Annotated in this window: 15 protein-coding genes; 11 read left to right on the forward strand and 4 right to left on the reverse strand. The window is 32.6% G+C overall.

Annotation, left to right across the window (positions count from 1 at the left end):
* From HMPREF2658_RS03730 to hfq, 7 genes are all read left to right on the forward strand, one after another.
* Positions 1 to 543 carry a glycerol-3-phosphate responsive antiterminator gene (locus tag HMPREF2658_RS03730; RefSeq protein WP_001072707.1) on the forward strand — a complete coding sequence of 181 codons (543 nt, stop codon included), beginning with the start codon at positions 1 to 3 and terminating at the stop codon, positions 541 to 543.
* Between the two features lie 474 nt (positions 544 to 1,017).
* Positions 1,018 to 1,836: an MIP/aquaporin family protein gene (locus HMPREF2658_RS03735; RefSeq protein ID WP_001103747.1), complete on the forward strand. Its 819-nt coding sequence runs from the start codon at positions 1,018 to 1,020 to the stop codon at positions 1,834 to 1,836.
* A 129-nt stretch (positions 1,837 to 1,965) separates the two neighbouring features.
* Positions 1,966 to 3,462, forward strand: coding sequence for a glycerol kinase GlpK (gene glpK, locus HMPREF2658_RS03740; RefSeq protein ID WP_000417374.1), 1,497 nt, complete (start codon positions 1,966 to 1,968; stop codon positions 3,460 to 3,462).
* A 157-nt stretch (positions 3,463 to 3,619) separates the two neighbouring features.
* Positions 3,620 to 5,293 carry a glycerol-3-phosphate dehydrogenase/oxidase gene (locus HMPREF2658_RS03745; protein ID WP_001218594.1) on the forward strand — a complete coding sequence of 558 codons (1,674 nt, stop codon included), beginning with the start codon at positions 3,620 to 3,622 and terminating at the stop codon, positions 5,291 to 5,293.
* Positions 5,294 to 5,442: 149 nt separating this feature from the next.
* Positions 5,443 to 6,357, forward strand: coding sequence for an alpha/beta fold hydrolase (locus tag HMPREF2658_RS03750; protein WP_070854205.1), 915 nt, complete (start codon positions 5,443 to 5,445; stop codon positions 6,355 to 6,357).
* Positions 6,358 to 6,374: 17 nt separating this feature from the next.
* Entirely contained in the window at positions 6,375 to 7,310 is a 936-nt protein-coding gene (gene miaA / locus HMPREF2658_RS03755) for a tRNA (adenosine(37)-N6)-dimethylallyltransferase MiaA (RefSeq protein ID WP_078152935.1), read from the forward strand.
* A 14-nt stretch (positions 7,311 to 7,324) separates the two neighbouring features.
* Positions 7,325 to 7,558 carry an RNA chaperone Hfq gene (hfq, locus tag HMPREF2658_RS03760; RefSeq protein WP_000561355.1) on the forward strand — a complete coding sequence of 78 codons (234 nt, stop codon included), beginning with the start codon at positions 7,325 to 7,327 and terminating at the stop codon, positions 7,556 to 7,558.
* A 221-nt stretch (positions 7,559 to 7,779) separates the two neighbouring features.
* Here hfq and HMPREF2658_RS03765 read toward each other — a convergent pair whose 3' ends face one another.
* Positions 7,780 to 8,256 (reverse strand): glutathione peroxidase, encoded by a 477-nt coding sequence (locus HMPREF2658_RS03765; RefSeq protein ID WP_000448081.1) that lies wholly within the window; start codon positions 8,254 to 8,256, stop codon positions 7,780 to 7,782.
* A gap of 111 nt (positions 8,257 to 8,367) precedes the next feature.
* Between HMPREF2658_RS03765 and hflX the strand changes: the two genes are divergently transcribed.
* The 4 genes from hflX (at position 8,368) to glnA (ending at position 12,834) form a co-directional block, all read left to right on the forward strand.
* Positions 8,368 to 9,606 carry a GTPase HflX gene (gene hflX / locus HMPREF2658_RS03770; RefSeq protein WP_000068609.1) on the forward strand — a complete coding sequence of 413 codons (1,239 nt, stop codon included), beginning with the start codon at positions 8,368 to 8,370 and terminating at the stop codon, positions 9,604 to 9,606.
* A gap of 18 nt (positions 9,607 to 9,624) precedes the next feature.
* A complete protein-coding gene (locus tag HMPREF2658_RS03775; protein WP_054194559.1) occupies positions 9,625 to 10,863 on the forward strand; it encodes a methionine gamma-lyase family protein in 1,239 nt (412 codons plus the stop codon).
* A gap of 243 nt (positions 10,864 to 11,106) precedes the next feature.
* Positions 11,107 to 11,475, forward strand: a complete 369-nt coding sequence (locus HMPREF2658_RS03780; RefSeq protein ID WP_000624945.1) for a MerR family transcriptional regulator — start codon at positions 11,107 to 11,109, stop codon at positions 11,473 to 11,475.
* Between the two features lie 18 nt (positions 11,476 to 11,493).
* The gene (gene glnA / locus HMPREF2658_RS03785) at positions 11,494 to 12,834 is read left to right on the forward strand and encodes a type I glutamate--ammonia ligase (protein ID WP_054194560.1); all 1,341 of its coding nucleotides are present in this window, start codon (positions 11,494 to 11,496) and stop codon (positions 12,832 to 12,834) included.
* A 39-nt stretch (positions 12,835 to 12,873) separates the two neighbouring features.
* On the opposite strand, the gene HMPREF2658_RS03790 is transcribed toward glnA, so the two are convergent.
* The 3 genes from HMPREF2658_RS03790 to HMPREF2658_RS03800 are packed head-to-tail and all read right to left on the reverse strand — an operon-like array spanning position 12,874 to position 14,724.
* A complete protein-coding gene (locus HMPREF2658_RS03790) occupies positions 12,874 to 13,581 on the reverse strand; it encodes a phage integrase SAM-like domain-containing protein (protein WP_000146714.1) in 708 nt (235 codons plus the stop codon).
* Positions 13,582 to 13,633: 52 nt separating this feature from the next.
* On the reverse strand, positions 13,634 to 14,329 hold the full coding sequence (locus HMPREF2658_RS03795) for an Ltp family lipoprotein (protein ID WP_001183755.1): 696 nt from the start codon (positions 14,327 to 14,329) through the stop codon (positions 13,634 to 13,636).
* Positions 14,330 to 14,340: 11 nt separating this feature from the next.
* Entirely contained in the window at positions 14,341 to 14,724 is a 384-nt protein-coding gene (locus tag HMPREF2658_RS03800) for a hypothetical protein (protein WP_000554409.1), read from the reverse strand.
* Between the last annotated feature and the right edge of the window lie 117 nt (positions 14,725 to 14,841).

The following is a 14,841-nucleotide window of genomic DNA, read 5'->3' on the forward strand; positions in this document are numbered from 1 at the left end:
ATGAATCAATTGAATAACAACATATTGCCTGCCATAAGAAACATTAAAGATCTAGAGAAACTGATTAAAACAGATTATAAAATGTGTGTGCTTCTAGATATGCATATAGGACATATTAAAAGTATTATGGAATTGCTGAAGCAAAATCATATAGAGTGTTTTATTCATATAGATTTGATAAAAGGTTTAAGTCACGATGAATTTGCAAGTGAATTTATTATTCAGCAATACAAGCCAAAAGGTATTGTATCGACTAAATCTAAAGTAATAAAAAAAGCGAAATCATTAAATACTTTAACGATTTTTAGAGTTTTTATTATTGATAGTCAAGCATTGAAACGCAGTATAGATTTGATAAAAAAAGTTGAACCTGATTTTGTTGAAGTACTTCCAGGTGTTGCGAGTAAAGCGATTCATCATATTCAGAAAGAAACAAACACACAAGTCATTGCAGGTGGCCTAATTAATACAATAGATGAAGTTAATGTAGCTGTTAAAAATGGAGCGAAATATGTAACAACTAGTTATGATAAACTTTGGTAAATCATAAGTCTGCAAAAATTTCATTTTTTCACGAGATTTAGTCATATAACATATTAAAAAAGCCGTTTTCGTATGGGATATGCAATAAGGAATTTAAGGTATCATACAAAGAATAATTAAATAAAATAATTAGCACCTCTAAAACGATTAAAATCATTAAAGTTATAGAGGTGTTTATTTGTAAATAATGCAATTAGTCACAAAAATATGGCTGAAGAATGTCAATTAAACAAAAGGGCTTCATAAATAAATTAGTTAGGTTTGATATTTCTAGTTTTCAAATTAAATCACTTTTATAAAGACTTGAAAAATTAAATTTGACAAAATTTTTACAAAAACCATTGACAACGCTTTCATCTCAATAGTATTATAACAAATATAATAAAAGTTAATACATAGAATAGAGACGGGAGATTTCTACGAGCCAAACTGCTAGTGTAGGAATCTCTTTGTCTTTTTGGGAGGACATTTAATATGAATGTATATTTAGCAGAATTCCTAGGAACTGCAATCTTAATCCTTTTTGGTGGTGGCGTTTGTGCCAATGTCAATTTAAAGAGAAGTGCTGCGAATGGTGCTGATTGGATTGTCATCACAGCTGGATGGGGATTAGCGGTTACAATGGGTGTATATGCTGTCGGTCAATTCTCAGGTGCACATTTAAACCCAGCGGTGTCTTTAGCTCTTGCATTAGACGGAAGTTTTGATTGGTCATTAGTTCCTGGTTATATTGTTGCTCAAATGTTAGGTGCAATTGTCGGAGCAACGATTGTATGGTTAATGTACTTGCCACATTGGAAAGCGACAGAAGAAGCTGGCGCGAAATTAGGTGTTTTCTCTACAGCACCGGCTATTAAGAATTACTTTGCCAACTTTTTAAGTGAGATTATCGGAACAATGGCATTAACTTTAGGTATTTTATTTATCGGTGTAAACAAAATTGCCGATGGTTTAAATCCTTTAATTGTCGGAGCATTAATTGTTGCAATTGGATTAAGTTTAGGCGGTGCTACTGGTTATGCAATCAACCCAGCACGTGATTTAGGACCGAGAATTGCACATGCGATTTTACCAATAGCTGGTAAAGGTGGTTCAAATTGGTCATATGCAATCGTTCCTATCTTAGGACCAATTGCCGGTGGTTTATTAGGTGCGGTAGTATACGCTGTATTTTATAAACATACATTTAATATTGGTTGTGCAATTGCAATTGTTGTAGTTATTATTACTTTGATTTTAGGTTACATTTTAAATAAATCATCAAAAAAAGGTGATATCGAATCAATTTACTAAAATAAAAAGAAACGTAAATAGCATAATTTAACATGTTTGATTCATGGATTATGCTATTTTTTCGCCAAAATTTAACAGATTTTGTACAATGGGTTAGCGATTATTTTTTTAATAAAGGAGATACTACGAATGGAAAAATATATTTTATCTATAGACCAAGGAACAACAAGCTCAAGAGCGATTTTATTCAATCAAAAAGGGGAAATTGCAGGGGTAGCACAACGTGAGTTTAAGCAATATTTTCCACAATCAGGTTGGGTTGAACATGATGCAAATGAAATTTGGACATCTGTGTTAGCTGTAATGACAGAAGTAATTAATGAAAATGATGTTAGAGCTGATCAAATTGCCGGTATTGGTATTACAAACCAACGTGAAACAACGGTTGTTTGGGACAAACATACTGGTCGTCCAATTTATCACGCAATTGTTTGGCAATCACGTCAAACACAATCAATTTGTTCAGAATTAAAACAACAAGGATATGAACAAACATTTAGAGATAAGACAGGATTACTTTTAGATCCGTATTTTGCAGGTACAAAAGTTAAATGGATTCTAGACAATGTTGAAGGTGCACGAGAAAAAGCAGAAAATGGCGATCTATTATTTGGAACGATTGATACTTGGTTAGTATGGAAATTATCAGGAAAAGCTGCGCATATTACTGATTATTCAAATGCGAGTCGTACATTAATGTTTAATATCCATGATTTAGAATGGGACGATGAGTTATTAGAACTACTTACAGTACCTAAAAATATGTTGCCAGAAGTTAAACCTTCAAGTGAAGTATATGGTAAGACAATTGATTACCACTTCTATGGTCAAGAAGTACCAATCGCTGGTGTAGCTGGAGATCAACAAGCAGCATTATTTGGACAAGCTTGCTTCGAACGTGGTGACGTGAAAAACACATATGGAACTGGTGGCTTCATGTTAATGAATACAGGTGATAAAGCGGTTAAATCTGAAAGTGGTTTATTAACAACAATTGCTTATGGTATTGATGGAAAAGTAAATTATGCGCTTGAAGGTTCCATCTTTGTTTCGGGTTCAGCAATCCAATGGTTACGTGATGGATTAAGAATGATTAATTCAGCACCACAATCAGAAAGTTATGCGACACGAGTTGACTCTACTGAGGGTGTTTATATTGTTCCAGCATTTGTAGGTTTAGGAACACCATATTGGGATTCTGAAGCACGTGGTGCGATTTTCGGTTTAACACGTGGAACTGAAAAAGAACACTTTATCCGTGCAACTTTAGAATCATTATGTTACCAAACTCGTGACGTTATGGAAGCAATGTCAAAAGACTCTGGTATTGATGTCCAAAGTTTACGTGTCGATGGTGGTGCAGTTAAAAATAACTTTATTATGCAGTTCCAAGCAGACATTGTTAATACTTCTGTTGAAAGACCTGAAATTCAAGAAACTACAGCTTTAGGTGCTGCATTTTTAGCAGGTTTAGCAGTTGGATTCTGGGAAAGTAAAGATGATATCGCTAAAAACTGGAAATTAGAAGAAAAATTCGATCCGAAAATGGATGAAGGCGAAAGAGAAAAATTATATAGAGGTTGGAAAAAAGCTGTTGAAGCAACACAAGTTTTTAAAACAGAATAAACTTGTAGATTAGACTTTTGTATAAACATTGTGATACAATCAATTTAAGTTAATATTTGAATCGAGAAACGAGAGATTTGTTCGAACATGTACAATTGAAGGATTGTTTATGTGGGACAAGTCTCTCGTTTTTACATTTTTTAGGAGGCGTTTTGGAATGGCATTGTCTACTTTTAAGAGAGAACATATTAAAAAGAATTTAAGAAATGATGAATATGATTTAGTAATTATTGGTGGCGGTATTACAGGTGCAGGTATTGCACTAGACGCGAGTGAAAGAGGAATGAAAGTTGCATTAGTTGAAATGCAAGACTTTGCACAAGGAACAAGCTCAAGATCTACAAAATTAGTCCATGGTGGTTTACGTTACTTAAAACAATTCCAAATTGGAGTAGTTGCCGAAACTGGTAAAGAACGTGCGATTGTTTATGAAAATGGGCCTCATGTTACGACTCCAGAGTGGATGCTTTTACCAATGCATAAAGGTGGAACATTTGGTAAATTCTCAACATCAATTGGTTTAGGAATGTATGATCGTTTAGCAGGTGTTAAGAAGTCTGAACGTAAAAAAATGTTATCTAAAAAAGAAACTTTAGCTAAAGAACCATTAGTTAAAAAAGAAGGTCTAAAAGGCGGCGGTTACTATGTTGAATATCGTACTGACGATGCGCGTTTAACTATTGAAGTTATGAAGCGTGCTGCTGAAAAAGGCGCAGAAATTATCAACTATACTAAGTCAGAACACTTCACTTATGATAAAAATCAACAAGTAAATGGTGTTAAAGTTATAGATAAATTAACTAATGAAAATTATACAATTAAGGCAAAAAAAGTGGTTAATGCAGCAGGTCCATGGGTTGATGATGTTAGAAGTGGTGATTATGCACGCAATAATAAAAAATTACGTTTAACTAAAGGTGTACATGTTGTTATTGATCAATCAAAATTCCCGTTAGGTCAAGCAGTATACTTTGATACTGAAAAAGATGGAAGAATGATTTTTGCAATCCCGCGTGAAGGAAAAGCGTATGTAGGTACTACAGATACATTCTATGACAATATCAAATCTTCACCATTAACTACACAAGAAGACAGAGACTATTTAATCGATGCGATTAATTACATGTTCCCAAGTGTTAATGTTACAGATGAAGATATTGAATCAACATGGGCAGGAATTAGACCATTAATTTACGAAGAAGGCAAAGACCCTTCTGAAATCTCTCGTAAAGACGAAATTTGGGAAGGTAAATCTGGTTTATTAACAATTGCAGGTGGTAAATTAACGGGCTATCGTCACATGGCTCAAGACATCGTTGATTTAGTATCTAAACGCTTGAAAAAAGACTACGGTTTATCATTCAGTCCATGTAATACGAAAGGCCTTGCAATTTCAGGTGGAGATGTTGGAGGCAGTAAGAACTTTGATGCGTTTGTAGAGCAAAAAGTAGATGTAGCTAAAGGATTCGGCATTGATGAAGATGTTGCAAGACGTTTAGCATCTAAATATGGTTCAAATGTTGATGAATTGTTCAACATTGCGCAAACATCTCAATACCATGATAGCAAGTTACCATTAGAAATTTATGTAGAACTTGTTTATAGTATTCAACAAGAAATGGTATACAAACCTAACGATTTCTTAGTTCGTCGTTCTGGTAAAATGTACTTCAATATTAAAGATGTATTAGATTATAAAGATAGTATCATCGATATTATGGCTGATATGTTAGACTACTCACCAGCTCAAATTGAGGCTTATACCGAAGAAGTTGAGCAAGCAATTAAAGAAGCGCAACATGGAAATAATCAACCAGCAGTTAAAGAATAATTAATTTGTACAATCATAAACTGGTGTCCTGTTTTAAGGGCATCAGTTTTTTTGCATCTATTCAAAAGGACAATTGAAAGTATTTAATTCTATATGTATGATAATAATAAAAAGTGATTTTAAATAATTGTTATAAAAGGTGTGATACGATGGCTGAAAAACAATTTAAATTAACTGTACAAGATAACACGAATATTGAAGTTAAAGTGAATTTTACAGATGTAGATTCAAAAGGAATTATTCATATATTTCATGGTATGGCTGAACATATGGAACGTTACGATAAATTAGCACATGCACTTTCAAAGCATGGTTTCGATGTGATACGTCATAATCATCGAGGACATGGTATTAATATTGATGAATCAACAAGAGGGCATTACGATGATATGAAACGAGTTATCGGTGATGCCTTTGAAGTAGCGCAAACAGTGAGAGGCAATGTTGATAAGCCATATATTATAATTGGACACTCAATGGGATCCGTTATAGCTAGATTGTTTGTAGAAACATATCCGCAATATGTTGATGGTCTAATTTTAAGTGGTACTGGTATGTATCCATTATGGAAAGGATTACCAACCGTTAAGGTGTTACAACTGATTACAAAAATTTATGGTTCTGAGAAACGGGTTGAATGGGTTAACCAGTTAGTATCAAATAGTTTTAATAAAAAAATACGTCCATTACGTACACAAAGTGATTGGATTTCTAGTAATCCAACTGAAGTAGACAACTTTATTAAAGATCCATATAGTGGATTTAATGTGTCAAATCAATTATTATATCAAACAGCCTATTATATGCTACATACATCACAATTAAAAAATATAAAAGTGTTAAATCATGCCATGCCTATATTATTAGTTTCAGGATATGACGATCCTTTAGGTGATTATGGTAAAAGGATTTTAAAATTGGCGAATATATATAGAAAAGCCGGCATTAAAAATGTTAAAGTTAATCTTTATCATCATAAACGTCATGAAGTGTTATTTGAAAAAGATCATGACAAAATTTGGGAAGACTTGTTTAAATGGTTGAATCAATTTTATAAAAAATAAAGAAAGTGGAATTAAATATGAATAAAAATAAGCCTTTTATTGTAGTAATTGTGGGGCCAACTGCTTCAGGTAAAACAGAGCTTAGCATCGAACTCGCGAAGCGTATCAATGGTGAAATCATAAGCGGTGACTCTATGCAAGTCTACAAACATATGAATATTGGAACTGCAAAAGTAACACCTGAAGAAATGGATGGTATTCCACATCATTTAATTGATATCTTGAATCCTGATGATACATTTTCAGCATATGAATTCAAGCGATTAGCAGAAGATTTAATTACTGATATAACGAATAGAGGTAAAGTTCCAATCATAGCAGGTGGAACAGGCTTATATATTCAATCATTAATATATAATTATGAATTAGAAGATGAAACAGTTACACCTGCACAATTATCCGTAGTTAAACAAAAGTTATCTGCATTAGAACATTTAGATAATCAGCAACTACACGAATATTTAGCTCAATTTGACGAAGCTTCTGCCAAAAATATTCATCCAAACAATCGACAGAGAGTATTGCGCGCTATCGAATACTATTTTAAAACAAAAAAACTTTTAAGTAATCGTAAGAAAGTGCAACAATTTACTGAAAATTATGATACATTATTAATAGGGGTTGAAATGTCGCGTAAAACATTATATTCAAGAATAAATAAACGTGTTGATATTATGTTGGATCACGGATTATTTAGAGAAGTGCAACAACTTGTTGAACAAGGCTATGAATCTTGCCAAAGTATGCAAGCTATTGGATATAAAGAATTAATACCTGTGATTAACGGACAAATGATTTATGAAGATGCTGTCAATGATTTAAAGCAACATTCACGCCAATATGCAAAACGACAAATGACATGGTTCAAGAATAAAATGAGTGTTCATTGGTTAAATAAAGAAAATATGTCACTTCAAATGATGTTAGATGAGATTACAACCCAGATTAAGTAAAAGGAGTCCGACAGATGATTGCAAACGAAAACATCCAAGACAAAGCACTAGAGAATTTTAAAGCAAACCAAACTGAAGTAACTGTATTCTTTCTAAACGGTTTCCAAATGAAAGGTGTTATTGAAGAATTCGACAAGTATGTCGTAAGCTTAAATTCTCAAGGCAAACAACACTTGATTTACAAACATGCGATCAGCACTTATACAGTAGAAACTGAAGCTCAAGCATCTACTGAAAGTGAAGAATAAGTTGTAATCATATGGGCACGATTTAATGACTCGTGTACATAACGTTTGAAGTATGATAAATAGATATAGAAATAAAGTCATATGTGACATCAATTAAATGATGCTCAAATGACAAGATACAATAGAGGAATGTTTGTAATAAAAACGCTTCATATAAAGGTCGAGTCACTATATGATACGACTTTATATGAAGCGTTTTATTTGCTATGAGCTAGTATATTTTATAATAACTTTTCTATTTCTCTTTCGATTTGAACAGGTTTTTTTTGAGGTGCAAATCGTTTAACAACGTTACCTTCACGATCCACTAAAAACTTAGTGAAATTCCATTTGATTTTCTCATTAAAGAATCCATGTTGTGCCGCAGTCAAATATCTAAATAAAGGTAATTGTTGTTCCCCTTTTACGTCTATTTTTTGATGCATAGGGAAGGTAACACCATAGTTTAATTTACAGTTTTGAGCTGCTTCTTCGCCTGATCCAGGTTCTTGGCCACCAAATTGATTACAAGGGAAACCTAGAATTACAAACCCTTGATCTTTGTATTTCTCGTATAATGATTGCAAACCTTCGAATTGTGAAGTAAAGCCGCATTCGCTAGCTGTATTGACAATTAGCATAACGTCACCTTTATATGCATCTAATTTGTAAGTAACACCTTTATTTGTTTCTACTACAAAATCATAAATTGTCTCCATTGAATCATCCTTTCGATTTACTTAAAATGTACCATAAAATCGTGTAATAGTCTTTACTAAAACTCTATGATAGAATACTTTGAGTAGCATTTTATTAAGGAGATGTATAACATGGCTCAGCAACAAATTCATGATACTAAAAATAAACTAGAAAAAGCTGTCTTAGTCGGTGTACATGCTCAAGATGATAAGCAATTTAATTTTGAGTCAACGATGGAAGAATTATCATCATTATCAGAAACTTGCCAACTTGAAGTGTTGGGTCAAATTACTCAAAACAGAGATCGTGTAGATCGAAAATATTATGTTGGTAAAGGTAAAATTGAAGAAATTCAAGCATTTATTGAGTTCAAAGATATTGATGTAGTCATCACAAATGATGAATTAACGACTGCTCAATCCAAATCACTAAATGAAGCTTTAGGTGTAAAAATCATTGATAGAACCCAGTTGATTCTTGAAATATTTGCATTAAGAGCAAGAAGTAAAGAAGGTAAATTGCAAGTAGAGCTAGCACAACTTGATTATTTATTACCTAGATTCCAAGGCCATGGTAAAAGTCTTTCTCGTTTAGGTGGCGGTATTGGAACTAGAGGCCCTGGTGAAACGAAGTTAGAGATGGATCGTAGACATATTCGAACTCGTATGAATGAAATTAAACATCAATTGCGAACGGTAGAAGAACATCGCGAAAGATATCGAAATAAAAGAAATCAAAATCAGGTGTTTCAAGTAGCTTTAGTTGGTTATACAAATGCTGGTAAATCATCATGGTTTAATGTTTTAGCAAATGAAGAGACGTATGAAAAAGATCAATTATTTGCAACGTTAGATCCTAAAACACGACAAATTCAAATAAATGATGGATTTAATTTAATTATTTCAGATACTGTTGGTTTTATACAGAAACTACCTACGACGCTAATTGCAGCTTTTAAATCAACTTTAGAAGAGGCTAAAGGTGCAGATTTATTAGTACATGTCGTAGATAGTAGCCATCCTGAATACCGTACGCAGTATGACACAGTTAATGATTTAATCAAACAATTAGATATGAGTCATATTTCTCAAATAGTTATTTTTAATAAAAAGGACTTATGTGATCATGCATCAAATCGTCCAGCAAGTGATTTGCCTAATGTTTTTGTTTCATCTAAAAATGATGGTGATAAATTACTTGTTAAGACTTTATTTATTGATGAAATCAAAAGGCAATTAACTTATTATGATGAGGCAATTGCGACGAATAATGCAGATCGATTATATTTTCTAAAACAACATACATTAGTGACTGAACTTAAATATGATGAAATTGAAAATGTTTATCGTATAAAAGGGTTTAAAAAATAATAAAAGGACGAAATTCAAATGAAAGATATAAGTAAGATAGTAGCTGACGTCGAATCAACGTTAGCACCATATTTTAAAGAAATTGAAGAAACTGCATATATTAACCAAGAAAAAGTATTAAATGCATTTCATCATGTCAAAGCAACCGAAAGTGATCTACAAGGATCAACAGGATACGGGTATGATGATTTTGGACGTGACCATTTAGAAGAAATATATGCGCAGGCATTTAAAGCAGAAGATGCAATTGTTCGCCCACAAATTATTTCAGGTACGCATGCGATTACTATTGCATTACAAAGTTTATTAAAACATGGTGATGAATTAATTTATATAACGGGAAGTCCATATGACACTTTACTTGAAGTCATTGGTGTAAACGGAAATGGTATTGAAAGTTTAATGGAGCACGGCGTATCATATAAAGATATTGCACTTAAAGAAGGTAAGATCGATATTGAAAATGTGTTAGATGGGATTTCTGAGCGCACCAAAGTAATAGCGATTCAACGTTCGAAAGGCTATGATCAAAGACCTTCAATTCCTCTAGATGAAATTGAACAGGTGATTACTAGGTTGAAAGAAGTGCATCCTAATATTTTAATATTTGTGGATAACTGTTATGGGGAATTTGTTGAAAGACGTGAACCTATAGAATGTGGTGCCGATTTAATAGCAGGATCATTAATTAAAAACCCTGGCGGTGGTTTAGCTAAGATTGGTGGATACATTGCTGGTAGAAAAGATTTAATTGAACGATGTGGTTATAGATTGACAGCACCTGGTATTGGTAAAGAAGCGGGTGCATCATTAAATGCATTGCTTGAAATGTATCAAGGTTTCTTTTTAGCACCACACGTTGTCAGTCAGAGTCTTAAAGGTGCATTGTTTACTAGTTTATTTTTAGAAAAAATGAATATGAACACAACGCCGAAGTACTACGAAAAACGAACTGATTTAATTCAAACAGTTAAATTTAAAACGAAAGAACAAATGATTTCATTTTGTCAAAGTATTCAACACGCATCCCCAATTAATGCACATTTTAGTCCAGAACCGAGTTATATGCCTGGTTACGAAGATGATGTTATTATGGCAGCTGGTACGTTTATTCAAGGTTCATCGATTGAATTATCTACAGATGGACCTATTCGTCCTCCTTATGAAGCATATGTTCAAGGAGGATTAACATATGAACACGTTAAAATTGCTGTGACAAGAGCTGTTAATCAGTTGAAAGAACAAGGACTTATATAATAGATTAAATTTCACCCTAAATGATAATGTGTTTTGGGTGAAATTTTTTTACGAAGATTTATCAGATTATTTTTAAAAATTGAAAAAATATTTTAACTGTGGGTCGTTTTATGGCGTTTTAGAAGTCGAAATCGCAGTTATATCAATGTTTTAATCTTTATGTTAGAAAACCTGACATATTTTTGAAATCCTAAAAAAATTATGATAAGTTATTAACAAGTTCAAAAGTAGAGGAGAGGAACAATGATATCGAATGATGCAATCAGACGAAATATGGCTGTCTTCTCTATGAGTGTAGTAAGTAAGTTAACGGATTTAACGCCAAGGCAAATACGTTACTATGAAACACATGAACTCATCAAACCTGAAAGAACAGAAGGTCAAAAACGTCTGTTCTCACTCAATGATTTGGAAAGATTACTAGAAATTAAATCATTATTAGAAAAAGGATTTAATATCAAAGGGATTAAACAAATCATTTATGACTCACAAGAGCATTTAACAACAGATGAACAAGAGATAAGAAAAAAGATGATTGTAGATGCCACGCAAAAACCTATTGGAGAAACTTTGCCAATAAATCGTGGTGATTTATCCCGATTTATTAAATAAAATTTGGAGGATTTTAAAATGCCAAAACGTACTTTCACTAAAGACGACATTCGTAAATTTGCAGAAGAGGAAAATGTAAGATATTTAAGATTACAATTCACTGATATTTTAGGAACAATTAAAAATGTTGAAGTGCCTGTAAGCCAATTAGAAAAAGTACTTGATAACGAAATGATGTTTGACGGTTCTTCTATCGAAGGTTTCGTACGTATCGAAGAATCAGATATGTACTTACATCCAGATTTAGATACTTGGGTAATCTTCCCATGGACTGCTGGACAAGGTAAAGTTGCACGTTTAATTTGTGATGTTTATAAAACAGATGGTACACCATTTGAAGGGGATCCTCGTGCAAACTTAAAACGTGTATTAAAAGAAATGGAAGATTTAGGCTTTACAGACTTTAACCTAGGGCCTGAACCAGAATTCTTCTTGTTTAAGTTGGATGAAAAAGGGGAACCAACTTTAGAACTTAACGATGATGGTGGATATTTCGACTTAGCTCCAACTGATTTAGGTGAAAATTGCCGTCGTGATATTGTTCTAGAATTAGAGGATATGGGCTTCGATATTGAAGCAAGTCACCATGAAGTTGCACCGGGTCAACATGAAATCGACTTTAAATATGCGGATGCAGTTACAGCATGTGATAACATCCAAACATTTAAATTGGTTGTTAAAACAATTGCGCGTAAGCATAATTTACATGCAACATTCATGCCTAAACCATTATTTGGTGTGAACGGTAGCGGTATGCACTTTAATGTTTCATTATTCAAAGGTAAAGAAAATGCATTCTTTGATCCGAATACTGAAATGGGCTTAACAGAAACAGCTTACCAATTCACAGCTGGTGTACTTAAAAATGCACGTGGATTTACAGCGGTATGTAACCCATTAGTAAACTCATATAAACGTTTAGTTCCTGGTTATGAAGCACCATGTTATATTGCATGGAGCGGTAAAAACCGTTCACCATTAATCCGTGTACCATCTTCAAGAGGATTATCAACTCGTATTGAAGTACGTTCAGTAGATCCAGCTGCAAACCCATACATGGCGTTAGCTGCAATCTTAGAAGCTGGACTAGATGGTATTAAAAATAAATTAAAAGTTCCAGAGCCAGTTAACCAAAATATTTACGAAATGAATCGTGAAGAACGTGAAGCAGTAGGCATTCAAGACTTACCTTCAACAATTTACACAGCATTAAAAGCAATGCGTGAAAATGAAGTTATTAAAAAAGCATTAGGAAATCATATCTATAATCAATTTATTAATTCTAAATCAATAGAATGGGATTACTACAGAACTCAAGTATCTGAATGGGAAAGAGATCAGTACATGAAGCAATATTAATACGCTAAACAATTGATGGGAAATCAGTAATATCAAGGGCTAGAGCAATTTCGCTTTAGCTCTTTTTTGGTCATATGATTTATATATGTGCACAGTTTGATTTTTTAAATCAAAATCAGAAATACGTAAAGCCAAGGCTTCTCCAACTCTACAACCAAGCTCTATCGCTGTATAACAAACGAAATATTGATATATGTTTCTCTTTTTAATTAATTGTAAAAATTCTTTAACTTCATGAGCTTCTAACCATTCTATTGACTTTGGCGGTTTGTAATCAGGAATATTACAAATTAGACATGGATTATTAGATAATGCGCCTTGTAAAACAGCTTTTTCTATAACGTTATTTAGCAATTGGCGTGTTTGTTTTGCTGTACTTCTAGAATAATTTTCTGATTTCATCCAATTTAGAAATTGTTGATACATTATCGGTGTTATATCTTTAATATAAACGTTTTTAAAAAACTTTATTATCCTTCTTTTTGTATATATTTCATTCTGATATGTGCTATATGCAATATTGTTTAATCTAAAAGTAGCTAAATAAAGTTCAATCCATGCTTCTAGTGTAATATTATTATCAAGTAATACAAAGTTTTCTGTGTCTGCTTCTACACTAGCAGCCCATTTCCTAGCCTCTGATTTAGTATTGAATGTTTTAGTTATTGGTTTTCGCTCGTGTGTATATAAATCATAATAATTAACTCTAGCTTGATATTTATTACCTCGTTTTCTTATAGATGCCATATTGTTTACCTCCCTAAAATAAATGAAAGGGCAGGAATTCTGCCCAATTAAATTATTTGTCTAAGTGGTCGATTGCGTATTGTGCTTCTGAAGGTGTAAATCGTCCTCCGTATTCTGAAATTAATTGATCATAAATTTCTCTAGTAGACATATTCAAACTTTTGGCATATGATTTAGCACTTTCTAATGCGTTTTTATTATAGTCAGCTTTTAAATGATCTATTGCGTATTGCGCATCATCTTTAGAAAATTTGTTTCCGTATTCTGATGTTAATTGATGATATATGTTTTTCTTTGATGAATGTAAGTATTCTGAATAAAACTCAGCTTTTTTTAAAGCTGCTTTTTGGTCACGTGTTATACTGTCATCTATGCTAGAACTAGAGCTTGTAGTTGAACTATCAGATGTTCCTTTTGTAATCGTGTCAAACCATTCTTGATAATTACCATTTGTTTGTTCTTTTGCTTTTTCGTGATTCTCTTCATCTTTATCAGTGATACTGTCAGATTTATCGCTTTCACTACTTGAATCTAAATTCGCTACATAAGGTTTAATCATCTGAACTTGTCCAATATAAGTTATACTAGCTAAAGCAATAACCACTATAACTACAGTAATAATTGTCCTAACTAAAGACGGCCATTTGCTGAATTTCCACATTAAAAATAAGCCTAAAGGAAATAGGAATAAAAGTGATAAAACAATACACCACTCTTGTTTGTACCATGATGTTGATTCTTGTTGCATTTAAACGCCTCCTAAATAATTTCTTGATGAATACTTAACACATCGGTTTTGAACATATTGAGAAAATGTAAATCTGAGTACTTAACTTTATAGAAGTATATTGTTAGTAAGATGTCTGTTACAGGCACTTTAAAATAAGCGCTTAACTGAGGTATAGTTTTGCAGTCATGTAGATATATCGCTTGTTTAATTTGATTTAAGGGGATTAATAATTCAAAATCATGACAATGACAGTGATACAAAGACATGGGTTCTTTAATTTCACTCGGTGATGTAGATGATGATAAATTCTTATTAATATATAAATCATTACCTATAATCAGACATTCTAATTTATCCGGCATCTCAATATATTTAATCTTTATATCATCCATCAACTCCTTGTATTGATGCATAATTTCACTCCTTTATTAAATTTTGATTTATATTTCGGTTGTTATCATCTCCAATTAACAGAAGTTTAATTATGCATAATTTGATATATAAAAAAAGAAAGACGTAGTAATACTAAT

It is taken from the genome of Staphylococcus sp. HMSC062H10 (assembly GCF_001836945.1).
Lineage (GTDB): Bacteria > Bacillota > Bacilli > Staphylococcales > Staphylococcaceae > Staphylococcus > Staphylococcus aureus.

Excerpts from the sequence above, each read along its gene's own strand:
- glnA (WP_054194560.1), top strand. The coding sequence starts at position 11,494 with ATGCCAAAACGTACTTTCACTAAAGACGACATTCGTAAATTTGCAGAA.
- HMPREF2658_RS03730 (WP_001072707.1), top strand. The coding sequence starts at position 1 with ATGAATCAATTGAATAACAACATATTGCCTGCCATAAGAAACATTAAA.
- glpK (WP_000417374.1), top strand. The coding sequence starts at position 1,966 with ATGGAAAAATATATTTTATCTATAGACCAAGGAACAACAAGCTCAAGA.
- HMPREF2658_RS03735 (WP_001103747.1), top strand. The coding sequence starts at position 1,018 with ATGAATGTATATTTAGCAGAATTCCTAGGAACTGCAATCTTAATCCTT.
- HMPREF2658_RS03745 (WP_001218594.1), top strand. The coding sequence starts at position 3,620 with ATGGCATTGTCTACTTTTAAGAGAGAACATATTAAAAAGAATTTAAGA.
- hfq (WP_000561355.1), top strand. The coding sequence starts at position 7,325 with ATGATTGCAAACGAAAACATCCAAGACAAAGCACTAGAGAATTTTAAA.
- HMPREF2658_RS03790 (WP_000146714.1), bottom strand. The coding sequence starts at position 13,581 with ATGGCATCTATAAGAAAACGAGGTAATAAATATCAAGCTAGAGTTAAT.
- HMPREF2658_RS03795 (WP_001183755.1), bottom strand. The coding sequence starts at position 14,329 with ATGCAACAAGAATCAACATCATGGTACAAACAAGAGTGGTGTATTGTT.
- HMPREF2658_RS03775 (WP_054194559.1), top strand. The coding sequence starts at position 9,625 with ATGAAAGATATAAGTAAGATAGTAGCTGACGTCGAATCAACGTTAGCA.
- HMPREF2658_RS03780 (WP_000624945.1), top strand. The coding sequence starts at position 11,107 with ATGATATCGAATGATGCAATCAGACGAAATATGGCTGTCTTCTCTATG.
- hflX (WP_000068609.1), top strand. The coding sequence starts at position 8,368 with ATGGCTCAGCAACAAATTCATGATACTAAAAATAAACTAGAAAAAGCT.
- HMPREF2658_RS03765 (WP_000448081.1), bottom strand. The coding sequence starts at position 8,256 with ATGGAGACAATTTATGATTTTGTAGTAGAAACAAATAAAGGTGTTACT.
- miaA (WP_078152935.1), top strand. The coding sequence starts at position 6,375 with ATGAATAAAAATAAGCCTTTTATTGTAGTAATTGTGGGGCCAACTGCT.
- HMPREF2658_RS03750 (WP_070854205.1), top strand. The coding sequence starts at position 5,443 with ATGGCTGAAAAACAATTTAAATTAACTGTACAAGATAACACGAATATT.
- HMPREF2658_RS03800 (WP_000554409.1), bottom strand. The coding sequence starts at position 14,724 with ATGCATCAATACAAGGAGTTGATGGATGATATAAAGATTAAATATATT.